We start from the raw sequence: 22,936 nt of genomic DNA on the forward strand, positions 1-22,936 counted from the left end.
TTAATTTTTAAATTCGTCTTTTACGTTTTCTTTTATCCATTTAACACAAGTGTTAAAATTTTTAAAGATGTGTTCTTTGGGAATAAAATTTGGAATGATACCTATTCGTTCCATCATATATCTTGGTTGTTTTAGTAAGTTAACAAACAAGACGTCAATATTTTTTTCTTTAAATCCTGCAACATATCTTCCATGGCATATAAACCAGATTGATCCATATATTGCATTCTACCTAAACGCATAATTACTGTAGAAGCTGTATCGGGTATTTGTTTTGCAAGTGCTTGGAAATCGCTAGTAGATCCAAAAAATAAAGGTCCTTTTATGTGTTTTATAAAGATTTCTTGTTTTAATTCTTTCGGAAAATCTATTTCATCCGGCCAAGCTTCTTCATCTAATGATTTTAAATCTGATCGTTCGGCTGTTAAATCCCCAATTTTTTTCATAAACATTAAAGAAGCAATTACTAAACCAATACCTACGGCGTATACTAAATTCCAAAAAGTAGATAAGAGCATTACAACTAACATAATAATAACCTCAGAACTTATTTTAAAAGGTCCGATTTTAGCATCACGAGGTAAGTTAGGTATTGCTTTTAAGCCTTTATAATCCATAACACCAATACCTACTGTAATTAAAATACCAGCTAATACTGCAGCAGGGATTTTAGAAGCAATAGGTCCTAGTCCTAATAAAATAACTAATAACATAAGTCCAGCCACCATACCAGATAATTTGGTTTTACCACCAGAGTTAATGTTTACCACAGTACGAATTGTTGCTCCTGCACCTGGTATTCCACCAAAAATAGCAGCAATACTATTACCAATTCCTTGTCCTATTAATTCTTTATCTGGTTTGTGCTTTGTTTTTGTCATATTATCAGCAACTACTGATGTTAATAATGAATCGATTGCTCCTAATAAAGATAATGTTAATGCTGTAAAAATATAAGGAGTAATACTAGAAAAACTAAAGTTGGTAAAAATTTTCATATTCGGCATAGGGAACCCTCCTGGAATTTCTTGAATTGCACGATAAGGCAAAGAGAAACCAATGGCAATACTTGTCATAACTACTAAAGCAACTAATGTGCTAGGCACTGCGGTAGTAATACGTTTAAATCCGTAGATAATAAATATAGTTCCTAATGCTAATATTAATTCAAGCCAACTAATATTTTTTAAAGCTCTTGGTAATACTTTAAAAGTACCTAAAACACCAGAAGATTCTTTACCCGCTAATGTTTCGCTCTCTTTTAAAATGTCTGCTTGTGTTATTTTTTTTGCTCTAGAAACTGTTTCTTCGAAGTTTTCTAACACTAATATTTTTTCCCCAGCTTCATCTTTTAAAATGTTTTCTAAAATTAATTCTTCGGCAAGAGGTTTAAATTGTTCAACAAATTGACTGTCTTCTTTTGCATAATAACCTACAGCAGGTAAAATTTGTGTAACTAATATAATCACACCAATGGCAGTCATAAACCCTGACACCACAGGGTACGGAATATAACGTATATATTTACCTAAACCTAAAACCCCTAAGGCAACCTGAAATAAACCAGCCAATAAGAATATGGTTAAAATTGCAGGTAATGCTTTTGAAACATCACCTTCATTCGCAGCTATAATACCAGCAATAACTACCATACTTACTGCTGTCATTGGTGCGGTAGGTCCTGATATTTGTGTGTCTGTACCACCAAAAAGAGCAGCAAAAAACGAAATAAATATAGCACCATATAAACCTGCACTTGGGCCTAAGCCAGAGCTAACACCAAAAGCTAATGCTAATGGAAGTGCTACAATTCCGGCCGTGATACCACCAAATAAATCTCCTTTAAAATTTGAGAATAATTTTTTCATTCGTTTTTTATTGATTATTAATGCACTAGACAATATAATGAATCTATTTTACATTCTATCAACAGATTTATTCTTTTGTAAATAAGAATGAACAACCTGTGTTATTTACAATACGGCCAAAATTAATATCTTCTTGATTTCTATTTACTAACAATAGATCAATGTTGTTTTTGCTTACAGAATCACCAATATTTTTAAGCTCAGAGCTCTTTTTATCAAAAATAAATTCAGCCATTTTATTACCAGTCATCATTTTGTTTAAAACTGATTTCTTATTTGATGTCTGAAAAGGTTTTAAAGGCTTTTTAGTCTGTGATATTAGCTTTTTAGTAAACCTATCTACACTTTGATTTATGTCATTAAGCAAACCTAAAGAAAGTTCAGAACTTGTTTCTAATATGTTTTTGTTATCAGTAACAATTACGGTTCCTTTGTGTTTTTTTAAAAGAAAATTAACCATGTTATCTCCTAAAAAAGATAATAGATTAGATTTTCTTTTTCCTAAAATAACAATATCAGGTCTAGTTTCTGTAAGATGATTGCTAATTTCATCTTTTAAGTTCCCAAAAGATATTTTGTGCTTAATATTAACTTGAGTATTTTTAGAAAGCTCTTTTTTAATTGTTTTGATTTTATTATCAGCTTTAATAAAACTTTCATTAATAGTTCTCATTGCAGAAAGTTGACTTTCTTTTTCAACAAGATCAGTAGGCTTTTTTACACAAAGAATATCTATTTCACCTTCTACCATTTTTGCTATATTCATACTAGTTTTTAGCATGGTTTCAGAAGATTTACCTATATCTGATAAAACTAAAATTTTATATTGATTTTCCATTCAGGTATTTTAAGCAACCTTTTTAGGTCTTAGGTTAAAAAACTCTATGTAACTAGGAGGGTTTTCTACAATACCTCTTTCAGATACTAAACGAATATCAATATTTCGCTCTTTTGCTTTAAATGCAAAATCTTCTAATATCTCAATAATATCGTTATCTAAATATCTGGTTTTTCTAACATCTAATTCTAAATGAGTTTCTCTTGGTAAACTATCTAATTCTTTTAAAATAGCACCTTTATTAAAGAATGTTACTTCTTCTGCAAGTGTCATTTTAATACTATGTTTACCATTACTTTTATCTTCAATATGTAAAAAGTGAGAGTTTTGGAAACTTTTAATTAAAATTACTACAATACCAACAGCTAAACCTAATGCAATACCTATTAATAAATCTGCGAAAACAATACCAATAACTGTTACAAAAAACGGAATCCATTGTTTCCAGCCTAATTTAACCATTTCTTTAAATACGGATGGTTTTGCCAATTTATAACCAACAATTAGTAAGATTGCTGCCAATACAGATAAAGGAATTTTATTTAACAAAGTCGGTATGAGTATTACAGAAATCAATAATAAAAACCCATGAATTATTGCAGATAATTTCGTTCTTCCACCAGACTGAATATTTGCAGAACTTCTTACAATAACTTGTGTAATTGGTAAACCACCAATTAAACCAGAAATAACATTTCCTGTTCCTTGTGCTAATAACTCTCTATTTGTTGGGGTTACATTTTTATGAGGATCTAACTTATCTGTAGCTTCTACACATAAAAGTGTTTCTAAACTAGCAACCAAAGCAATTGTAAATGCCGTTACCCAAACTTGTGGATTTGTAATAGCACTAAAATTAGGAAAACTAAACTGTCCTAAAAATGAATCGAAACTATCAGGTACAGGAACGCTTACTAAATGCTCCGAATTGATACCATATTTAGAATTTTCTCCAGTTATATAAAAATACACAATACCAGCAACAACTGCTACTAATGGTCCTTGAATGATGTTAAAAAATTTTCCTTTTTTAGAAAGAATATTACTCCAAAGTAATAAAATTCCCAAACCTATAAAACCAATAATAGTAGATCCTAAAGTAATATTATCTGTAATATTTAAAATGGCAGAAAATGTATTTTCCCCTGAAGCTTCTATAAAACTGTCTGCTCCTTCTGCTTCTGCATCATATCCAAAGAAATGTGGAATTTGCTTTAAAATAATAATAATTCCAATTCCTGTTAACATTCCTTTAATTACGGAAGAAGGAAAGTAATAACCAATAATTCCTGCTTTTAAAAGGCCAAAAACGATTTGAATTATTCCCCCTAAAACTACAGCAACTAAAAAATTTTCATAACCACCTAGAGTTCCTATTGCTGTTAATACAATTGCAGCTAAACCAGCTGCGGGACCACTTACACCTATTTTAGAGCCACTTAATCCCCCGACGATAGTACCACCAATAATACCTGCAATTAAACCAGAAAAAAGAGGTGCGCCACTTGCCAATGCAATACCTAAACATAAAGGTAATGCTACGAAAAATACGACTACACTTGCTGGTAAATCGTTTTTAATATATTTAAACATATATGTATATAATTTATCTCTAAGTGTTATTTACTTAGAGTATTGTTTTTATAATTAATGAAGATTTTTTTTATAAATTACAGAACAAATTCTGGTGGAGGAGTAGTAATTTTTAGGTATTCGGACACATAATTTTTAGAGAAAAAAACCACGTTCTTTTTCTTTTGAATTTTTCTAAAAAAAATATTCAAATCAGTATTATGATATACCTTTAGCTCTTTGTAAGTCTCTTTAGAGTGCTTTTCTTCTTCTTCTTCAGTTAAATTTAAAAAAATTGAAATATCTTGACTTTCATCAACTAACGTGATAATTGTAGGTGTAATAATCATGCTTATAAACAAGATTGAGAAGAAGAGTGCAATTTTTACTTTCAATTGATTTTTTTTAACCGTTTACAAAAATAAGAAAGGTTTTTATATCTTTTAATAAATTATAGTTTATTTAACAGTTTTATTTCCTTGCTAATAACCCAACCTATTTTTCCATCGACTAGTTTAATTTTATTCCATTTGTCAACCGTATCTAATACTTTAACCTTGGTGCCTTCATGCAACATGAAAATCTCATCAGCATCTTTAGTTGGCGCATTCTTTACATCAACTTCTTCAGAAAAAACAATCGCTTTTATGGTGTTTTTAGATTGATTATATTGTGAATATGTAATTGCGAAAGCAGCAATTAATAGTATAAAAGATAAAATACTAGTTGTAAAAAAGAACCTTTTTTTATTAGGAGTATCCGAAAAGTAAAAAAATAAGTATAAAATTGCCGCTGAAAAAGAAAGTAAAAGAACGATTATAGCCCAAGTATTATAAGTGATTTTTTGTAAGAAATTTTCATTTATCCTTTGAAAAACAGATTTAGGTAATTCTTCAATTCTATCTAAAGTTAACTTTTTTGCTATAACTAAATTATTTTTAGCGTCTTCATTTAAAGGGTTTAAAAGAATTGCTTTTTCGTAATTGTAAATAGAAGGTGCGACTTTATTTAATTTATAATAAGCATTTCCCAAATTATAATACAATTCAGACGACACCTTTTTAGAAGCTTCTATTTTTTCATATAATTTAATAGCTTCCTGGTATTTTCCGTCTTTATATAGCGTATTTGCAGTTACAAACAATTCATTAGCGTTTTGCGCTAATACAACGGTTGATATAAAAAACAATATTAATACAATAGCCTGTCTCATTATAATTGTTTGTCTAATTGTGTTATTATTTCTTTTGCCTTTTCATACTCTTGCTCCATTTGTAGGTTTGTAATTGGTGTATACCTAGCAAAATCACAATCGTTTAAAACCTCTATAAAACTATTTATAGTGGTATTATCTACTTTTTTATCTTGTAGTAAAAAGGTAATTTTTTCACTGCTAATATCCAAGGTTTCTATGCCTAGTTTAGCCTTTAAATAATTGTGCAATGCTCTTTCTAAAGCTTCATAAAATGCTTCTTTATTTCCTAATTCTTTTTGTGCTTCTGATAAATACTTTTTAGCCAATCTATCTGCTTTTCGTTTTTTATTCCCAACAATATCACCATCTCGTTCTTCTTTTTTCTTATTGATAAAAATAGCAACAGGAATCGAAATTATTGGTAGGAATAATAAAATATAAAATAAGATAGAATTAAAAAAGATAGTTGTTTTTACAGGTTCAAAACTTGTAGTAGTTTGTAAGTACTTAAAATCATCTCCAGTAATTTTTACATCTTGTTTTATAACAATATCAGACTGGTTTTTTGGCAATGGTTTACCCTCTAATACATCAACATATAAATCATCTGTAACTATGGTTTTATACGTTTTTTCCTTCGGGTCAAAATAAGAAAAGCTCGTTTTCGGAATCTTGTATTTCCCTTTAAATTCAGGTACAACAGTGTATGTGTCGCTAACAGATCCATTTATTCCGCTAGAAGTAACGCTAATCTTTTCTTTTCTTTCTGGTTGATAAATTTCAAGCTCTTCAGGTGTCTCTATTTTAGGAAGCTCAAATAGTTTTAAGTTTCCTTTTCCGTTAACTTCTACTTTTATTAACGAAGATTCGTTTGCTTTTAAAGAGCCTTTGTTAAGTGAAACATCAAAAGAAAAATCACCAACTGCGCCTGTAAAATTCTCAGGTTTATTGTTAAGAGGTAAGGCTTTTGCGCGAACTACTTTTTTAGCAGAAGAAAATTCTCTTCTAACTTGTTTTGTAATTACATTCCCAAAAAAATCTGCACGCCCTGTAGGCACGGCAACAATAATATCCATTTTCATAGGATCTATTGTTAATCTTCCGTTTTTGGTTGGTACTAATAAAGCTTTATGAAGTACCGCATATCTATAACGTTCACCATTATACATTCCTGTTTTTACAGGGGTTCCGTTTCTTTTTATTTCTTGATTCCAAAAGCCGTTATATTGCGGAGCCTCAGTAATTGCATTGTCATAAATACCAACGTTATCACTAAAATAAAGTCGATATTCAACATAAACACTTTCACCAACATAAGGTTGCGACTTAGAAAGTTCTGCAACTAAATGGATGTTTTGTTGTGCTATATAATTCGGGTCGTTAGGGTTTTTAGGAATATCAACAGCGCCTAAAACAATAACTTTTACGGTATTCGATTTTATAATTTCCCCACCAATTTCTATAGTTGCTGGTGGAATATTAAATTCACCTTTTCGTTTGGGCTGAATAATATAAGTGTAAGATTTAGAGAAGGTAACCTTTCCGTTTATCCAGGATTGACTAACAGATTGACTTGGGCCGCCAACTATTTTGAAGTTTTTAAAGTTAGGCGCTTTAAAATTATCCGCTCCTTGTTTATTGGTCGAAAACTCAACCCGTAAACGTTGGTTAACACCTAGTTTGTTTTTACTAACAGTTGCTTTTAATGCAGGTTCTTGCGCATTAATAGTTAGGGTTATAAAAAGGAGTAATAATGATGTATATATTTTCAACTTCATATTCATTTTCAAAAAAACATTAAAAAGAGTTAAGTGTAAAAAAAGATAAGATTACCAATCTTTTTCTTGTTTTACCTTTTTTCCTTTCGATTTTTTAACATTCATTTTCTTTTGCGTCTTCTTTTCCTCGTTATTCAAACTCTCTAACAATTGCTTCATTTGCTCAGGAGACATTTGTGCTTGTTTTGGCTGCGGTTTTTGATCTTTCTTTTCAGGCTTTTTTTGATCTTGTTTGTCTTTATTTTCCGGATCTTTTTTATCGTCCTTCTTATCTTTGTCGTCGCCTTTTTTATCTTTATTCTGATCTTTCTTTTTGTCCTTATCGTCCTTCTGATCCTTTTTGTCTTTGTCGTCTTTTTTATCCTTGTCCTTATCTTTTTTGTCTTGCTCTTGTTGCTTTTTTAAATCTTTTTGAGCTACAGCCAAGTTATAACGGGTTTCATCATCATTCGGATTTCTTCTTAAGGCATTTTTATAAGCATCTACGGCTTGCTGATATTGTTTTTGCTCCATTTGTGCATTTCCAATATTGTGATATGCTTCTGCTTTATCGAACTTATCTTTCGATGTTTTTGCGGTTACTTCAAACTGCGCAACAGCTTCTTTATATTTTTTTTCTTGATACAACGTATTTCCGAAATTGTAACTCGCCTTATCGTAGGTGCTGTTTTTTCCTAGTGCTTTTCGGTAAGAAATAGCGGCATCACTAAATTTTTGTTTGTTATATAGCTTATTACCTTCACGCAATAAACTTCTTGCTTCACGCTGCAGTTTTAAGGTGTCTAGCTGTGCTGATACATTTATAGTAATCAACATTAAAAATAATAATAGTATGTTTTGTAGTTGTTTCATTTCTTATAAATAAGTTCTATGAACCTTCTTCGTTAAATAAATCTGCTTTTTTAACCCATTTGGTTTTCTTTTCGAAAAAGAACAAATCAATAATTAAAAATAGCAATCCGATTCCTAAAAACCACTGAAATTGATCTTTGTAATCAGAAAATTGTTTTGTTTCAAACTCACTTTTCTGAGCGTTTGCAATAATGTTTTCAATAATATCAACAGGATTATCAGTTCTATTACCGTCAATATATTTTCCTTCGGATGCTTCCGCAATATCTTGTAAAACAGTTGTTGTTCTTTTGGTAATTACGGTTTCTCCTTTTCTATCTTTTTTATAACCAATAAGTGCGCCGTTTAATTTTATAGGAATAGGCCCTCCTTTTTCTGTACCAACACCAATGGTGTATACTTTTACGCCTTCGTTAGCAATATTCTGAGCAACTTGTTTTGTTTCCTCTTGATGATCTTCACCATCAGAAATAATAATTAAAAAACGATTGGTTTGCTCGTCATTATTATAATAGGTTTTTGCTAAGTTTAAAGCTTCGTTTATGGCGGTTCCTTGGCTCGAAACCATATCTGGATTCGCATTTTGCAAAAACATTTTAGCCGCAGCATGATCGGTTGTAATTGGTAATAACGGATACGCATTACCTGCATAAATTATAATTCCGACTCTGTCGCTTCCTAACTTATCAATAATTTTAGAAATAATTTGTTTTGATTTTTCTAATCTATTTGGAGCAATATCTTCAGCCAACATACTTTTAGAAACATCTAGGGCAAAAACAACATCAACACCTTCTCTTTTTACTGTTTTTAACTTGGTTCCCATTTTAGGGTTTACCAAGGAGATAATTAAAAAAGAGAGTCCGATTAATAAGAAAATCAATTTTACAACCGATTTAAATGTAGATGAATTCGGAGCAATTTGTGCTAATAACTTTGCGCTTGCAAATTTTTTCTGAGTGCGTTTTTTCCACCATAAAACCAACAAGAAAATAACAACTATTATTGGAATAATTGCAAACAGATAAAAATATATTGGTTCTTCTATACGATACATTGTTTATATAAAGCTTTTAAATAAAGTGTTTTTTAATGTGAATTCTAGTAATAAAAAGATACCGGCTAAAAATACTAGTAATCTGTATTTTTCAGTATAATTATAGTATTTAAATTCTTCTATTTTTGTTTTTTCAAGCTTGTCAATTTCATCATAAATGGCTTTTAATTTAGAATTGTCGGTAGCTCTAAAATATTTACCATCTGTTTCTTTTGCAATATGCTTTAATAAATCTTCATCTATTTCAACTTGTTGTTTTCTAAAAGAAATTTTACCTGTTCGAGGATCTTTTGCCCAAGGAAAATCTGCCATTCCATTAGTTCCAATTCCGATAGTATATACCTTAATATCGTTTCCTTTTGCTAAATCTGTTGCTGTTTTCGGATCTACAAAACCTGCGTTGTTTACACCATCTGTTAAAAGAATAATAACTTTACTTTTCGCTTTGCTTTCCTTTAATCTGTTTACTGCAGATCCTAATCCCATACCAATAGCTGTTCCACCTTCTAACTGTCCCCATTTAATTTCAGAAATGGTTCTTTTAATGATAGATTTGTCGCTTGTAATTGGTGTTTGAGTAAAACTCTCCCCAGCATAAACTACAATACCGATTCGGTCATTTGGTCGACGATTTACAAAATCAACCGCCACTTTTTTTAGCGCTTCTAGTCGATTTGGCTTTAAATCTTTAGCCAACATACTTGCCGATACATCAATTGCCATAACAATATCAATACCTTTATTTGTTTTCGTTTTTTTACTTACCGCTACGTTTCTTGGTCTTGCTAAAGCAATAACCAAACATGTTAAAGCAGCGAGTCGTAATAAGTACAATAAAGGCTTTAATTTAGATAAAATAGAACCTTGTACTTTAAAACCTTTAACGCTAGATATTGTTAATTGTGCACTATCTTTTTTTCTAGAATAGTAATTCCAGAAAGCTAATAACGGAATTAATATCAGCAACCATAAAAATTCGGGATTATGAAATTCAAAATTATTCCACTTCATCTTCTTTTACTTCTTTTTTAGGTTTCAAATTATCTAATACACTCTTGGCATCTTTACGATCTCCTTCAATTTGATGTGCCATCGGTTTAGATTTAGCAAACTTTACTAAATCAGATTCTTGTAATAATTTTCGTAACTTATATATCGTTTCTTTATCTGTTTCAATCGATTTTATTTCGTTTAAATCGTCTAAAATAGCTACCAATTCATCCGTAGTAATTTCTAGTGCAGGTATGTTTAATTCCCTTTCTATATAACCTCTTACAATTTCGGTTAGTTCACTGTAGTATTTTTTAATTTTATTGTTTTGCCACAATAGTTTTTTATCTAACTCTTGCAGTTTTTCAATCGCCTCTTCATAAGGCGGTAATAACGGAACAATAATTTCTTCTTTGGCTTCTTTTTTCTTTTTGATAACAAAGAAATAAAGTAACAATCCTATTACAATAAGGATAGCTAATGTCCACCAGAAATAATTTTTAAAATCATCAAATTGATATGGTTCTCCTTTGATTGCCTTAATAGGAAATTTTTTAATTTTAGTGGTGTCAATAGCAACCGTTGCTACATTAATTAATAAACTATCTGTTAAATAAGGTTGGTTTTTAATGAAAACTTGTTGTTGCGGAATGTAAAAAGCACCACTATCAAAACCTGTTAAAATATATTTTTGAATCAGTTTATTTTTAACAGTATCTATTTTTAAAGTATCAATTACCTCTAATCCTTTTAAATTATTCAATTTAGGAAGGATAACGTTTTCAGTTTCATCTACCGAAATTTTGTATTGAAATTGCTCTCCAATTCTAATATTGGTAGTGTCAATTTCAACTTTTATTTTGTTAGATTGTGAAAATCCAACACCATAAATAAGTAAGAATATGTAGAGTAATTTAGTCTTCATTTTTATCTTGTCGATTAAAATAGGTAGTTTTTATTTTCGTTTAAAATAGCCTAATAATTTTGTTACATAGCTTTCATCTACGCGTGTATTTATAGTTCCTGAACCACTTTTCTTAAAAGTAGTTTCGAAATAGTCAGTCAATCTTAAAGCATTTGCTTTGTATTGATTTCTTACAGATGACGAACTTGTGTTTACTAAATGTGTAGTTCCAGTTTCGGCATCAAGCATTGGAACCATTCCTAAATTCGGAATTTCCTCATCATGTTTGTCATACACTCTAATACCAGTAACATCATGTTTATTACCAACGAGTTTTAGTGTGCGCTCATAACCGTCATCCATAAAATCAGAAAGCATAAAAACAATGGCTTTCTTTTTCATAACATTTGATAAAAATTTTAAAGCTTCACTAATATCTGTTTGTTTGCTTTTAGGTTTAAATTCGATTAATTCTCGAATAATACGCAATACATGACTTTTCCCTTTTTTAGGAGGAATATAAAGTTCTACCTGATCAGAAAATAAGATCAATCCGACTTTATCATTATTTTGTGTGGCTGAAAAAGCTAGTGTTGCAGCAATCTCGGTAACGGTATCTTTTTTAAATTGATTAGAAGTACCAAAAGATTCAGAGCCAGAAATATCCACCACCAACATCATGGTAAGTTCACGCTCTTCTTCAAAAACTTTTATGTAAGGTTCGTTATAGCGCGCAGTTACATTCCAATCAATCGCTCTAATATCGTCTCCGTATTGATATTGGCGTACTTCAGAAAAAGTCATACCACGTCCTTTAAAGGTTGAATGGTATTCTCCTCCAAAAATATGATTAGACAAACGACGTGTCTTAATTTCTATTTTCCGAACTTTTTTTAGTAATTCTTTTGTATCCATTTCTTTTCAATTGTCAATTAACAAGTTTTATATTCAGTAGTTTTTAATACTGATTGTTGTTTCTTGATAATTGATTATGGCACTTGTACTTCGTTAATTATTGAGTTTATAATATCTAAAGAAGTAATATTTTCGGCTTCAGCTTCGTAGGTAATTCCAATTCTGTGACGTAAAACATCGTTTACAATTGCGCGAACATCTTCAGGTATTACATAACCTCTTCGTTTAATAAAAGCGTAACATTTTGCTGCTTTTGCTAAATTGATACTTCCACGAGGCGAAGCTCCGAAACTAATTAAAGGTTTTAATTTTTCTAAATTATAGCGTTCAGGATAACGAGTGGCAAATACGATGTCTAGAATATATTTTTCTATTTTCTCATCCATATATACTTCGTTAACAACTTCACGAGCTTTTATAATCTGATCTACAGAGATAACCGGATTAACTTTTTCAAAAGTTCCGCTTAGATTGGCGCGCATAATTGTTTGTTCATCTTCTAATTTCGGATAATCAATCACTGTTTTTAACATAAAACGGTCAACCTGAGCTTCAGGAAGCGGGTATGTTCCTTCTTGTTCAACAGGATTTTGAGTTGCCATTACTAAAAAAGGTTCTTGTAGCTTAAAAGTTTCATCACCAATGGTAATCTGACGCTCTTGCATTGCTTCTAATAAAGCAGATTGAACTTTAGCAGGCGCACGGTTAATCTCATCAGCTAAAACAAAATTGGCAAAGATTGGACCTTTTTTAATCATGAAATCATTTTCTTTCATGTTATAGATCATCGTTCCAACAATATCTGCAGGTAATAAATCAGGCGTAAACTGAACACGACTAAAACTACCTTGTACTGCTTTAGATAGTGTGTTAATGGCAAGAGTTTTTGCTAAACCAGGCACACCTTCTAGTAAAATGTGTCCGTTACCAAGAAGTCCTATAAGTAATCGTTCAATCATATATTTCTGACCAACAATAACTTTACTCATTTCATTTGTTAATAAGTCAACAAATGCGCTTTCTCTTTCTATCTTTTCATTAATAGCTCTTACATCTACATCCATAGTAATTAAAGTATATTATAATTTTGTGAAACAAAGCTACAATAATACGTCTTTTTTAGATGTTAAAAGTTGGTTAAAGGTATTGAGTTAACAAAATTTTAATTATAAGTAGTTAAGCGAATAGTATTATTGTTAAAAACACCATAGGTAAAATATTGTACCCAATCCCCCGTGTTTATGTATCTACTATTTTCTTGTAGTTTTATTTCTAAAGGAAGATGTCGGTGACCAAAAATAAAATAATCATAATGCTTTGTTTCTAATTTGCGCTTGCAATATTGAACTAACCATTCTTTATCTTCTCCTAAAAATTTAAAATCTTCATCACCAGAAATCATTTTATTTTTAACAGACATGTATTGTCCTAAGCGAACTCCTAGATCTGGATGTAACCAGCGAAACAACCATTTAAAAGGTTTAAAGGTAAACACTTTTTTCATGCGTTTATAACCTTTGTCTTCTGGGCCTAAGCCGTCACCATGACCAACTAATAGAGTTTTTCCGTTTATAGAAAATTCTTGTGGATTATGAAAGACAGGGATGTTTAATTCCTTTTCAAAATAATCCGCCATCCATAAATCGTGATTTCCCACGAAGAAATAAATCGGAATTCCGCTATCTTTAATTTCGGCTAATTTTCCTAAAACACGTACAAACCCTTTTGGAACCACGGTTTTATATTCAAACCAAAAATCAAATAAATCACCTAATAAAAAAATAGCTTCAGCATCTTCTTTAACTTCATTTAACCAGCGAACAAACTTTTGCTCTCTAGGAAAGCTAGCTTCGGCAGTTGGTGCGCCTAAATGTTGATCAGAAGCGAAATAAACTTTTTTATTTTTGGTGGTGTTGATAGAAATCAAAATTGTAATTTTTGGTAAAAATAACTAATTTGAGCTACTTTTGTAGAAAACACTACCAATACCATGGAAATAAATCCGTTTGACGATACTTATTTTATGAAAAAAGCGTTGCAAGAAGCTGAAACAGCTTTTGATAAAGGAGAAGTTCCTGTAGGTGCAGTGGTGGTTTTTAAAGATCAAATAATAGCAAGGGCTCATAACTTAACAGAAATGTTAAATGATGTAACTGCGCACGCCGAAATGCAAGCTTTTACTGCAGCTTCTGATTTTTTAGGTGGAAAATATTTAAAAGATTGTGTGCTGTATGTTACGTTAGAACCTTGCCAGATGTGTGCAGGGGCAAGTTATTGGACACAAATAGGGAAAATAGTATACGGAGCCAGTGAGCCAAAATTAGGTTTTAGTGTATTGCAAACAAAACTACATCCGAAAACGAAAGTCGTAACAGGTGTTCTAGAAGAAGCGTGTGGTTTGTTGTTAAAGAAGTTTTTTGTTGAAAAACGTAATTTGAATTAACAGATTACTTCACTACGTTCGTAATGACGATGGTAATTTAAAACAAGGTTTGTTGTTTGCAACCGCTTTCATGTTCTAATAACCATTTTTTACGCCATATTCCGCCAGCATATCCTGTTAAAGAACCATCTGAGCCAATTACTCGGTGACAGGGAATGATTATCCAAATAGGATTTTTGCCGTTGGCAGATGCTACGGCTCTAATCGCTTTCGGGTCACCAATTTGTTTGGTTTGCTTTAAGTAAGTACTACTTTTATTAAAAGGAATATTTAATAATTCATTCCAAACCTTTTGTTGAAACGCTGTGCCTTGCGGATTCAATTTTAGATTAAATTCAGTTCTTGTTCCTGTAAAATACTCTTCTAATTGTGTTACGCAATTTTGCAAACAAGTTGAAATGTCTTTAGTGCTTGTTACTTCGAGCTGAGTCGAGAATTCATTATCTAAAACAGAAACACTTTGAATTCCGTTTTCATTTCCCACAATTTTTGCGGTTCCTATAGGTGTTTTATAATATGTGGTTTGTAAATCAGACACCAAAAATATCTTTTGAATTCTGAGTGGTTATTTCAGCAATTTCATTGAAAGTTAATCCGTAAATATCAACCAACTTGTCAACTACATTTGTAATGTATGAAGTTTCGTTGCGTTTTCCTCGGTAGGGAGTTGGCGCTAAATACGGTGAATCGGTTTCTAGAACGATATGTTTAATGTCAATTTCGTTTAAGAATTTATCTATTTTACCGTTTTTAAATGTTGCTACACCTCCAATTCCTAATTTCATGTTGTAAGAAATAGCTTTTTTGGCTTGTTCTATATTTCCTGTGAAACAATGAAAAATTCCGAATAAATCAGTTCCTTTTTCACTTTCTAACACTTCAAAAATTTCATCAAAGGCATCACGGCAATGAATTACGATGGGTAATTTTTTTTCTTTCGCCCATTGAATTTGAGTCCTGAAAACTTCTTGCTGTTGGGGTAAAAATGTTTTATCCCAATATAAATCAATTCCGATTTCACCAATTGCATAAAAATTACGTTTATCAATCCATTCTCTTACATGTGCCAGTTCTTCTTTATAATTTTCTTTAACAGAAGTAGGGTGTAAGCCCATCATTAAAAACACGTCTTTCGGGTAGTTTTTTTCTAAATCGAGCATTCGCTCTGTATAAGAACTATCTATGGCAGGAATAAAAAAGCGAGAAACACCGGCTTCTTTAGCGCGCTGTATCATTTCGTTTCTGTCTTCGTCGAATTGTTCTGAGTATAGGTGAGTGTGAGTATCGGTGATCATTTTTAATGTTATTTGTCATTGCAATTGAAATGAACCAAAGCAATCTGAATATTCAGATTATTTCACTTTGTTCGTAATGACGTATGTTTGTATATACGTTACAAAAGTACAAGAAATGGCAAGTCTGAAAAAAATATTAAAGAAAAAGAAATACATTAAAATAAAACTTAAAAAAATAGTCACCAATCATTTAGAACTCAAGGCAGAAATAAATGGTGTTAAGGGGAAGTTTATTTTAGATACTGGCGCATCAAATTCGTGTGTTGGACTAGATTTAATTGAACGGTTTAAGTTGATGTCCGAAGAAAGTGAAGTGAAAGCCGCAGGAGCAGGAGCAACCGATATGGAAACAAGAAAATCGGAAAATAACTCGTTGAAAATAGGAAAGTGGAAAACGAATCAATGTAATTTAGTTTTGTTTGATTTAACACATGTAAACACAGCCTTAACATTACATAAAGCTAAAAAAGTAGACGGAATTATTGGTGCAGATATTTTAGAAAGTGGAAAAGCTTTTATTGATTATGATAAAAAAGTATTGTACTTAAAAAAGTTAAAAAAATCGAAAAAAGAGGCGTTATTTAAGATTCCGTTTTAGAATAAAATTAGTTAAAAAGTGTTAAAATTAAATTGTTTGAATAGTGCTTTTTGATGTTAAAAAATAATTAGAGTAAACTATTATTACTGAATTATAGCATGAATTTCATATAGATTTATTGTTGATTAATTGAGTGTTGCGATAAAAATGGCTGTAACATTTTTTGCTGACTACCGTCGAACTAGTGTAGTCAATTAAAATCAACAACCATGAAATCAAGAGCAAGTAACTTAGTCGTAGAAAGAGGAATCTTAACATCAGCCTATAAACAAGAAATAAGAGCTAATATAAATTCTATGAAGATTGAATCTTTATTTAGAATTAAAAATAAATTAAGAAGTAGTAGCACTAACTTGTATAGTGAAACGGCTACTATTTTAAAGGTTGCTATGTTTGTAGTAGCTTTAGTTGTAATTGTATTTTAAAAGTAAAAATCTCACAACGTGATGTTATGAGATTTTTAAAATTTATAGCATACTATAAAGAAATTACGTCACTTTGTTTGTAATGATGTTACGATAATACTTCTTTAATTCTTTTTACAGCTTCGCGTAATTGTAATTCAGAAGCAGCATATGATAAACGAATACAGTTTGGTGCGCCAAAAGCTTCACCAGTAACGGTTGCAACATTTGCTTCTTCTAATAATAACATAGAAAAATCGTTTGCATTTTTAATTTCAGTTCCTTTAATCGTTTTTCCGAAGAAAGCAGAAATATCTGGAAAAACATAAAAAGCGCCTTCAGGTACGTTTAGCTTAAATCCGTCTATTTCTCCTAATAAACCTAAAATCATATCTCTACGAGTTTTAAATTCATCAACCATATATTGTACTTTAACAGGCTCTGCTAAAACAGCTGTAATTGCAGCACGTTGCGCGATACAGTTTGTTCCTGATGTAATTTGACCTTGCATCTTAGTGCATGCCTTAGCAATCCACTCAGGAGCTCCAATAAAACCAATTCTCCATCCTGTCATAGCAAAGGCTTTTGCCAATCCGTTTACGGTAATAGTACGATCGAACATGTTTTCGATAGCGGCAAAACTAAATGGTTTCGTTCCGTAATTAATATGTTCGTAAATTTCGTCAGATAATATATATATCTGCGGATGATTTTCTAATACTTTTGCTAACGCTCTGTATTCTGCCTCACTGTAAATAGTTCCACTTGGGTTGTTTGGCGAGTTAAAGAAAATCATTTTTGTTTTAGGCGTAATCGCTGCTTCTAATTGCGCTGGAGTAATTTTAAAATCACTATCGATAGAAGAAGGGATTTCAACAAATTTAGCTTCACATAAAGTAGCAATTGCAGAATAACTTACCCAATAAGGAGCAGGTAATAAAACCTCATCACCAGGATTTAATAATACCTGAGCAATATTTGCAATAGATTGTTTTGCTCCTGTTGATACTACAATCTGGTTAGGATTATATGTTAAATCATTATCACGTTTAAACTTTACGCAAATAGCTTCCTTTAACTCTACATACCCATCAACTGGAGTGTATGAATTATAATCTTGATTAATTGCTTCAATAGCAGCATCTTTAATGAATTCAGGAGTGTTAAAATCAGGTTCTCCTAAACTTAAACTAATAATATCTCTACCAGCTGCTTTTAATTCTCTTGCTTTAGCAGCCATTGCTAAGGTTTGTGATATCGGTAAGCTGTTAATTCTGTTTGATAATGCGTTTGACATTGTGTTGTTATGTTGTGTGTTGTTTATGCTAGTTGAGGTTCTTTACCTAAAGAGCTTAATTGCTTAAAGTGCTCGGCAAGGGCTCTTGTCATTGTTTTATATTCGTTATATGGCAAGTTAAACTCTTGTGCTGTTTCTTTTACAATTTTAGCTAATTTATTATAGTGAACATGCGAAATATGTGGAAAAATATGATGCTCTACCTGGTGATTTAATCCACCAGTATAAAAGTTAACTAACCAGTTTTTAGGAGCAAAGTTAGAGGTTGTATATAGTTGGTGAACTGCCCAAGTATGTTCTAAGTTTCCTTCTTTATCAGGTAACGGCATTTTAGTGTTTGGTACAACATGCGCTAATTGAAAAACAACACTTAAAATCATACCTGCTGTATAATGCATAATAAAAAAACCTAGTAAAACTTTCCACCAAGCTATATTTACTACCACTAAAGGTAATACAATCCACAAAGAATAATATACCACTTTAGAGATTACTAACTTTGTCCATTCTACTTTAGGGTTCGGAAATTTACCGTACGATAATTTACGTTTTAAATAACTACTCATTTGCTTAAAATCGGTAGTTATAGCCCAGTTAATTGTTAATAATCCATATAAAAATATAGAGTAAAATTTTTGAAACTTGTGTATTGGTAACCATTTAGAGTGCTTAGAGAAACGAATAATTCTACCTGCATCAATATCTTCATCATGTCCTTTAACGTTGGTAAACGTATGGTGTAATACATTGTGTTGTACTTTCCAATTATATACGTTTCCTGCTAAAATGTAAATACTACTTCCCATTAATTTATTCAACCATTTTTTACTCGAAAATGATTCGTGATTAGCATCGTGCATTACATTCATACCAACACCAGCCATACCAATACCGGTAATTGTTATAAGTAATAGCATTACCCATTGTGGCATTGTTACGGTTAAAATTAAAATAAAAGGGATTAAAAAGGTAGCAAACATGATAATTGCCTTAGAATATAACTTCCAATTACCCGTACGCTTAATGTTGTTTTCTTTAAAATATGAGTTAACACGCTTGTTTAGAGTCCTAAAGAACTTAGCGTTATCTATTCTTGAAAAATTTATTGTTTTCATTTATTGTATATTAGGGATCGCAAAAATAAACGTTTTTAGCCTATGGTTATTGCTTAGTGGCAAATTTTTAACAATAAACATATCTTTTGATAGATAAATGACTATTACGAATTAGTTTTTTACTTTTGCAACGAAAAAAATAATCAATGGAACTTATAAAAAAATACTTTACCGATTTAACTGAAACACAGTTAGAACAGTTCTCTAAACTACAAGAATTGTACGAAGATTGGAACTTAAAAATTAACGTGGTTTCGCGTAAAGATATTGATGAATTGTACTTGCGACATGTATTACATTCATTAGGAATAGCAAAGGTTATGCAGTTTAAGCCAGGTTCTAAAGTGATGGATGTTGGTACAGGTGGAGGTTTTCCTGGTATTCCGTTGGCAATTTTATTTCCTGAAACGCAGTTTCATTTAGTAGATTCTATTGGTAAGAAAATAAAAGTAGTAAATGAAGTAGCTGAAGGTTTAGGTTTGCAAAACGTTAAAACTACGAATGGTCGTGTTGAAGAAGTAAAAGACACGTATGATTTTATTGTAAGTAGAGCAGTGGCGCAAATGGAAACTTTTGTTGGATGGACAAAAGGAAAAATTGCTAAAAAACAAAACCACGATTTAAAAAACGGTATTCTGTATTTAAAAGGTGGTGATTTAACTGAAGAGTTAGAGAAATATACATCTGCAACTATTTATGATTTACCAGATTTCTTTGAAGAAGAATTCTTTGAAACTAAAAAGGTTGTTCATTTAGGAATGAAATTTAAAGCATAATTATTTTATAGTATAAAATACATAATGCATTTCTGCTGCAATTTGTAAACTACGCTCTAAATATTTTTCTTTTTCTTGCGGAGTGTTATCATATATTTTAGGGTCTTCAAAAGTAATTGGGACCCTTTTTTCTGCTCCAGAAATAAACGGACAACCTTCATCTGCTTGTGAACACGTCATGATTGCACAAAAAGCCGAGACCGGATTAAAGTCATCATCATACTTTTTAGAAAAACCGATTATAGCAGGCAAGTTATCACTGTGTTTAATAGTATAAACTGGGTTTGTGTTTGCTGATAATGATTCAATTTTAAATCCGTTATCTCTTAATGTCGCAACAATTGTACTATTCATACTTGTAGCTTCGGTACCGCCCGAATAACTATTTACAAAAGAAACCGCATAATAATGCGCCATAGTTTGCGCCCAAACTTGTGCTAAATGACTTCGCCTTGAGTTATGAGTACATATAAAATTAAGATTTATAGGCTCTTTTTTAGTTGCTTTTTCTTGAATGTATTGTAGTAAAGGATTCAATATTTGTTTTCTTTCTTCGGAAACAAAAGGTAAATCCAATATTGTTTTATTTATCGCTGGATACATTTTTATCAATTTATAAAATTAACAACAACCTGATTCTGGTGAGCAAGCATTTTGTGTTTGTATCTGCGCTAGCTTCATTTTAGGTTTTTCTTGCGGAATACCACAATTATCTTTTGCCAAGCAATCTGTTTTAGTTGCTGTTAATACGAAGTTTGTTCCGTTAAAATCTAATCCATATTTACCAATTGTTGCACCTTGATATTCTACTTCAATATCTAAATCGGCAATATTTAATACTTTTTCAGATAGCTCAATAATGTTTGTTAATTTTTCTGGATGCAATCTGTGATCATAATCATCTTCTTCCCATAACTGAAAGTTTGCTACTTCTTCGTTTCTTACAGTTCCGCCACAATCGATAAAGTTTTTAGTTACACGACCAACTTCTGTTACGTGAAAATGGTTTGGTACTAAATCTCCATTTGGTAATTGAAAAGCAATTGTTTTTAAGGATGCTAAATGTTTTTTAATTTCTGATAATTTCATGTCTTTTTATTTTAATTGTAATATTGCGATGGATTAATGTAAATTTTTTTTAACAGCAATTATTCGATTCGCTGTCGAGGTTTAAAAAGTTATTTAATAAAGATTTTATGGTTGTCCAATTCTCTTGGTCAATACAATAACAAACACTGGTTCCTTCAATGTTACCTTTTATCAATTTTAAATTTTTCAACTCTTTTAAATGCTGAGAAATGGTAGGTTGCGCCAATCCTATTTCATTTACTAAATCTCCACAAACACACGAATTTATTTTAAATAAGTGTTGCAAAATAGCAATACGAGCAGGATGACCTAGTACTTTAGCTATTTTAGCAAGATCGTTTTGCTGTGGTGTAAATTTTTCTGATTTGGTAACTCCCATTGTTTAATTATTATATTGCAATATTACGATTAATAATTGATTTAAAACAAAATGCTCCGATAATATTTTGTTATCGGAGCATTTTGTTACTTTATAAACAGCATTTGTTAGCAAATAATTACTGCTAAATATTTAGTTAATCTTGTCAATTAGAGCAGGGTTTAGAATATATCGGTACTAAGAAAAGTTCTCGACTTCGCTCGAACAGACATCGTAATATAAAACTATAGCTGTTTAGCGTAAGGTTTTTTTTTATCTCTTAAGATATTAATACCAGCGTTTTTTCTTCTTTTTAGAAGCGTCAGACTTTCGTCCTTTTTTATTTTTACTGATGGTATTCGGTTGTTTTATGTGTTTTGGTTTTACTAAAAGAAACGGGTGATCTTCAATGATTTTTATCGGTCTCTTTAAAAATTCCTGAATTCCTTTTATGTAGCTAGTTTCATCGGCACTACAAAAAGAAAATGCGATACCCGATTTTCCTGCTCTACCAGTTCTACCAATTCGGTGAACGTAGGTTTCAGGTACATTTGGTATATCTACATTAATAACAGCATCAATTTTATGAATATCAATACCTCGAGCAGCAACATCTGTAGCAATTAAAATATTAGCTTTATTGTTTTTAAAATCTTCAATAGCTTGGTTACGTAAAATTTGTGTTTTATCTCCGTGAACACTCGTTACTTTGTAGCCGTTTTTTATAAGTGTTTGCTCTAATTTATCAACACCAAATTTAGTACGTCTAAAAATAAGAATACGACCTTGAATCGTATTGCGTAGTAAGTGTAAACATAAATCTACTTTATGTTTTTTAGGCGTGTAATATAATAACTGCCCAATTTTGTTAACCGTGTTATCAGTGGGAATCACGTTAACTATTTCTGGCTTATATAGCATTTGTTTAGCCAAATCACTCACTTTTTCGGGCATGGTTGCCGAGTATAAAAGCGTTTGTTTTTTACGCGGACATAAGGCTTCAATCTTTTTTACATCTTGAATAAAACCCATGTCTAACATTAAATCAGCTTCATCTAAAACAAAAGTTTTTAAGGTCGTTAAATCTACACTTCCTTGTTCATGTAAATCGATTAAACGACCAGGAGTTGCTACTAAAACATCTACTCCTTTTGCTAAAATTTCTTTTTGCGCTTTTGTTGATATTCCTCCGTATACAACACCGGTAAGTATATTTGTATGTTTCGCGTAAGTGTTAAAGCTTTCTTCAATTTGAATTGCCAATTCTCTGGTAGGGCTTACAATTAAAGCTTTTATTTTTTTAGGCCCTCTTTCAGGAACTAAAGCTAATTCTTGCACTAAATTATGGATAATAGGCAATGCAAAAGCTGCGGTTTTACCCGATCCTGTTTGCGAACCAACAATTACATCTTTTTTATCTAGCACTAACGGAATCACTTTTTGCTGTACTAACGTAGCTGTGTGATATTTTTCTTCGCTTAATGCTTTTAAAATAGATGGATTAAGATGTAAGTCTGAAAATTGCATTGATTATTTTTTTTGCAAAGATACTCTAAATCAAACAATATAGGTTCGATTATTGTGTGAGCAAA

The 22,936-nt window shown here is 31.2% G+C and carries 24 protein-coding genes and 1 pseudogene; 4 read left to right on the forward strand and 21 right to left on the reverse strand.

Annotation, left to right across the window (positions count from 1 at the left end):
* The 13 genes and pseudogenes from RRF68_RS10410 to RRF68_RS10470 form a co-directional block, all read right to left on the reverse strand.
* A pseudogene (locus tag RRF68_RS10410) lies at positions 1-1,868 on the reverse strand (SulP family inorganic anion transporter).
* A 67-nt stretch (positions 1,869-1,935) separates the two neighbouring features.
* Positions 1,936-2,706: a universal stress protein gene (locus RRF68_RS10415; RefSeq protein WP_315944303.1), complete on the reverse strand. Its 771-nt coding sequence runs from the start codon at positions 2,704-2,706 to the stop codon at positions 1,936-1,938.
* A gap of 9 nt (positions 2,707-2,715) precedes the next feature.
* Positions 2,716-4,299, reverse strand: a complete 1,584-nt coding sequence (locus tag RRF68_RS10420) for a SulP family inorganic anion transporter (protein ID WP_315944304.1) — start codon at positions 4,297-4,299, stop codon at positions 2,716-2,718.
* Between the two features lie 77 nt (positions 4,300-4,376).
* Entirely contained in the window at positions 4,377-4,673 is a 297-nt protein-coding gene (locus RRF68_RS10425; protein WP_315944305.1) for a hypothetical protein, read from the reverse strand.
* A gap of 56 nt (positions 4,674-4,729) precedes the next feature.
* The gene (locus tag RRF68_RS10430) at positions 4,730-5,491 is read right to left on the reverse strand and encodes a tetratricopeptide repeat protein (RefSeq protein ID WP_315944306.1); all 762 of its coding nucleotides are present in this window, start codon (positions 5,489-5,491) and stop codon (positions 4,730-4,732) included.
* On the reverse strand, positions 5,491-7,251 hold the full coding sequence (locus RRF68_RS10435; protein WP_315944307.1) for a BatD family protein: 1,761 nt from the start codon (positions 7,249-7,251) through the stop codon (positions 5,491-5,493). The genes RRF68_RS10430 and RRF68_RS10435 overlap by 1 nt, the downstream gene beginning before the upstream one ends.
* A 51-nt stretch (positions 7,252-7,302) precedes the next feature.
* Positions 7,303-8,103 (reverse strand): tetratricopeptide repeat protein, encoded by an 801-nt coding sequence (locus tag RRF68_RS10440; RefSeq protein WP_315944308.1) that lies wholly within the window; start codon positions 8,101-8,103, stop codon positions 7,303-7,305.
* Between the two features lie 16 nt (positions 8,104-8,119).
* On the reverse strand, positions 8,120-9,160 hold the full coding sequence (locus tag RRF68_RS10445; protein ID WP_315944309.1) for a VWA domain-containing protein: 1,041 nt from the start codon (positions 9,158-9,160) through the stop codon (positions 8,120-8,122).
* A gap of 3 nt (positions 9,161-9,163) precedes the next feature.
* Complete coding sequence (locus RRF68_RS10450; RefSeq protein WP_315944310.1) at positions 9,164-10,171, reverse strand: VWA domain-containing protein; 1,008 nt, start codon at positions 10,169-10,171, stop codon at positions 9,164-9,166.
* Entirely contained in the window at positions 10,158-11,075 is a 918-nt protein-coding gene (locus RRF68_RS10455; protein WP_218772064.1) for a hypothetical protein, read from the reverse strand. Before RRF68_RS10455 ends, RRF68_RS10450 begins: the two co-directional genes overlap by 14 nt.
* Positions 11,076-11,105: 30 nt before the next feature.
* A complete protein-coding gene (locus RRF68_RS10460) occupies positions 11,106-11,969 on the reverse strand; it encodes a DUF58 domain-containing protein (protein WP_275315353.1) in 864 nt (287 codons plus the stop codon).
* 74 nt (positions 11,970-12,043) lie between these two features.
* Positions 12,044-13,033 carry an AAA family ATPase gene (locus RRF68_RS10465; protein ID WP_275315354.1) on the reverse strand — a complete coding sequence of 330 codons (990 nt, stop codon included), beginning with the start codon at positions 13,031-13,033 and terminating at the stop codon, positions 12,044-12,046.
* Positions 13,034-13,131: 98 nt separating this feature from the next.
* Complete coding sequence (locus RRF68_RS10470; RefSeq protein WP_315944311.1) at positions 13,132-13,896, reverse strand: UDP-2,3-diacylglucosamine diphosphatase; 765 nt, start codon at positions 13,894-13,896, stop codon at positions 13,132-13,134.
* A gap of 63 nt (positions 13,897-13,959) precedes the next feature.
* Between RRF68_RS10470 and RRF68_RS10475 the strand changes: the two genes are divergently transcribed.
* Positions 13,960-14,412 carry a nucleoside deaminase gene (locus tag RRF68_RS10475; protein WP_218772068.1) on the forward strand — a complete coding sequence of 151 codons (453 nt, stop codon included), beginning with the start codon at positions 13,960-13,962 and terminating at the stop codon, positions 14,410-14,412.
* A 37-nt stretch (positions 14,413-14,449) separates the two neighbouring features.
* Here the strand turns inward: RRF68_RS10475 and RRF68_RS10480 are convergent, their stop codons facing one another.
* Complete coding sequence (locus tag RRF68_RS10480; RefSeq protein ID WP_315944312.1) at positions 14,450-14,950, reverse strand: methylated-DNA--[protein]-cysteine S-methyltransferase; 501 nt, start codon at positions 14,948-14,950, stop codon at positions 14,450-14,452.
* On the reverse strand, positions 14,943-15,707 hold the full coding sequence (locus RRF68_RS10485; RefSeq protein ID WP_315944313.1) for a TatD family hydrolase: 765 nt from the start codon (positions 15,705-15,707) through the stop codon (positions 14,943-14,945). The genes RRF68_RS10480 and RRF68_RS10485 overlap by 8 nt, the downstream gene beginning before the upstream one ends.
* A gap of 115 nt (positions 15,708-15,822) precedes the next feature.
* Here RRF68_RS10485 and RRF68_RS10490 point away from each other — a divergent pair, with 115 nt between their 5' ends.
* Positions 15,823-16,305, forward strand: coding sequence for a retropepsin-like aspartic protease (locus RRF68_RS10490; protein ID WP_315944314.1), 483 nt, complete (start codon positions 15,823-15,825; stop codon positions 16,303-16,305).
* A gap of 209 nt (positions 16,306-16,514) precedes the next feature.
* Positions 16,515-16,730 (forward strand): hypothetical protein, encoded by a 216-nt coding sequence (locus tag RRF68_RS10495; RefSeq protein ID WP_275315360.1) that lies wholly within the window; start codon positions 16,515-16,517, stop codon positions 16,728-16,730.
* Positions 16,731-16,818: 88 nt separating this feature from the next.
* On the opposite strand, the gene RRF68_RS10500 is transcribed toward RRF68_RS10495, so the two are convergent.
* Both RRF68_RS10500 and RRF68_RS10505 read right to left on the reverse strand, forming a co-directional pair.
* Positions 16,819-18,006 carry a pyridoxal phosphate-dependent aminotransferase gene (locus RRF68_RS10500; RefSeq protein WP_315944315.1) on the reverse strand — a complete coding sequence of 396 codons (1,188 nt, stop codon included), beginning with the start codon at positions 18,004-18,006 and terminating at the stop codon, positions 16,819-16,821.
* Between the two features lie 23 nt (positions 18,007-18,029).
* The gene (locus RRF68_RS10505; RefSeq protein ID WP_275315364.1) at positions 18,030-19,121 is read right to left on the reverse strand and encodes a fatty acid desaturase family protein; all 1,092 of its coding nucleotides are present in this window, start codon (positions 19,119-19,121) and stop codon (positions 18,030-18,032) included.
* Between the two features lie 146 nt (positions 19,122-19,267).
* Here RRF68_RS10505 and rsmG point away from each other — a divergent pair, with 146 nt between their 5' ends.
* On the forward strand, positions 19,268-19,897 hold the full coding sequence (gene rsmG, locus RRF68_RS10510; protein WP_218772075.1) for a 16S rRNA (guanine(527)-N(7))-methyltransferase RsmG: 630 nt from the start codon (positions 19,268-19,270) through the stop codon (positions 19,895-19,897).
* On the opposite strand, the gene RRF68_RS10515 is transcribed toward rsmG, so the two are convergent.
* From RRF68_RS10515 to RRF68_RS10530, 4 genes are all read right to left on the reverse strand, one after another.
* Positions 19,898-20,500, reverse strand: coding sequence for a protein-tyrosine-phosphatase (locus RRF68_RS10515; protein WP_315944316.1), 603 nt, complete (start codon positions 20,498-20,500; stop codon positions 19,898-19,900). It lies immediately after the preceding gene.
* 18 nt (positions 20,501-20,518) lie between these two features.
* On the reverse strand, positions 20,519-20,986 hold the full coding sequence (locus RRF68_RS10520; RefSeq protein ID WP_315944317.1) for a DUF6428 family protein: 468 nt from the start codon (positions 20,984-20,986) through the stop codon (positions 20,519-20,521).
* A 49-nt stretch (positions 20,987-21,035) separates the two neighbouring features.
* Complete coding sequence (locus RRF68_RS10525) at positions 21,036-21,365, reverse strand: ArsR/SmtB family transcription factor (protein ID WP_218772078.1); 330 nt, start codon at positions 21,363-21,365, stop codon at positions 21,036-21,038.
* Between the two features lie 267 nt (positions 21,366-21,632).
* Positions 21,633-22,871, reverse strand: a complete 1,239-nt coding sequence (locus tag RRF68_RS10530) for a DEAD/DEAH box helicase (RefSeq protein WP_315944318.1) — start codon at positions 22,869-22,871, stop codon at positions 21,633-21,635.
* Positions 22,872-22,936: the final 65 nt, after the last annotated feature.

The organism is Tenacibaculum sp. HL-MS23, from assembly GCF_032463465.1.
In the GTDB taxonomy this organism is placed as follows: domain Bacteria; phylum Bacteroidota; class Bacteroidia; order Flavobacteriales; family Flavobacteriaceae; genus Polaribacter; species Polaribacter bernardetii.

Coding starts and splice junctions, on each gene's coding strand:
- RRF68_RS10525 (WP_218772078.1), bottom strand. CDS start 21,365: ATGGGAGTTACCAAATCAGAAAAATTTACACCACAGCAAAACGATCTT.
- RRF68_RS10435 (WP_315944307.1), bottom strand. CDS start 7,251: ATGAAGTTGAAAATATATACATCATTATTACTCCTTTTTATAACCCTA.
- RRF68_RS10520 (WP_315944317.1), bottom strand. CDS start 20,986: ATGAAATTATCAGAAATTAAAAAACATTTAGCATCCTTAAAAACAATT.
- RRF68_RS10500 (WP_315944315.1), bottom strand. CDS start 18,006: ATGTCAAACGCATTATCAAACAGAATTAACAGCTTACCGATATCACAA.
- RRF68_RS10420 (WP_315944304.1), bottom strand. CDS start 4,299: ATGTTTAAATATATTAAAAACGATTTACCAGCAAGTGTAGTCGTATTT.
- RRF68_RS10465 (WP_275315354.1), bottom strand. CDS start 13,033: ATGGATGTAGATGTAAGAGCTATTAATGAAAAGATAGAAAGAGAAAGC.
- RRF68_RS10530 (WP_315944318.1), bottom strand. CDS start 22,871: ATGCAATTTTCAGACTTACATCTTAATCCATCTATTTTAAAAGCATTA.
- RRF68_RS10445 (WP_315944309.1), bottom strand. CDS start 9,160: ATGTATCGTATAGAAGAACCAATATATTTTTATCTGTTTGCAATTATT.
- RRF68_RS10515 (WP_315944316.1), bottom strand. CDS start 20,500: ATGTATCCAGCGATAAATAAAACAATATTGGATTTACCTTTTGTTTCC.
- RRF68_RS10505 (WP_275315364.1), bottom strand. CDS start 19,121: ATGAAAACAATAAATTTTTCAAGAATAGATAACGCTAAGTTCTTTAGG.
- rsmG (WP_218772075.1), top strand. CDS start 19,268: ATGGAACTTATAAAAAAATACTTTACCGATTTAACTGAAACACAGTTA.
- RRF68_RS10455 (WP_218772064.1), bottom strand. CDS start 11,075: ATGAAGACTAAATTACTCTACATATTCTTACTTATTTATGGTGTTGGA.
- RRF68_RS10475 (WP_218772068.1), top strand. CDS start 13,960: ATGGAAATAAATCCGTTTGACGATACTTATTTTATGAAAAAAGCGTTG.
- RRF68_RS10460 (WP_275315353.1), bottom strand. CDS start 11,969: ATGGATACAAAAGAATTACTAAAAAAAGTTCGGAAAATAGAAATTAAG.
- RRF68_RS10490 (WP_315944314.1), top strand. CDS start 15,823: ATGGCAAGTCTGAAAAAAATATTAAAGAAAAAGAAATACATTAAAATA.
- RRF68_RS10485 (WP_315944313.1), bottom strand. CDS start 15,707: ATGATCACCGATACTCACACTCACCTATACTCAGAACAATTCGACGAA.
- RRF68_RS10495 (WP_275315360.1), top strand. CDS start 16,515: ATGAAATCAAGAGCAAGTAACTTAGTCGTAGAAAGAGGAATCTTAACA.
- RRF68_RS10415 (WP_315944303.1), bottom strand. CDS start 2,706: ATGGAAAATCAATATAAAATTTTAGTTTTATCAGATATAGGTAAATCT.
- RRF68_RS10440 (WP_315944308.1), bottom strand. CDS start 8,103: ATGAAACAACTACAAAACATACTATTATTATTTTTAATGTTGATTACT.
- RRF68_RS10450 (WP_315944310.1), bottom strand. CDS start 10,171: ATGAAGTGGAATAATTTTGAATTTCATAATCCCGAATTTTTATGGTTG.
- RRF68_RS10430 (WP_315944306.1), bottom strand. CDS start 5,491: ATGAGACAGGCTATTGTATTAATATTGTTTTTTATATCAACCGTTGTA.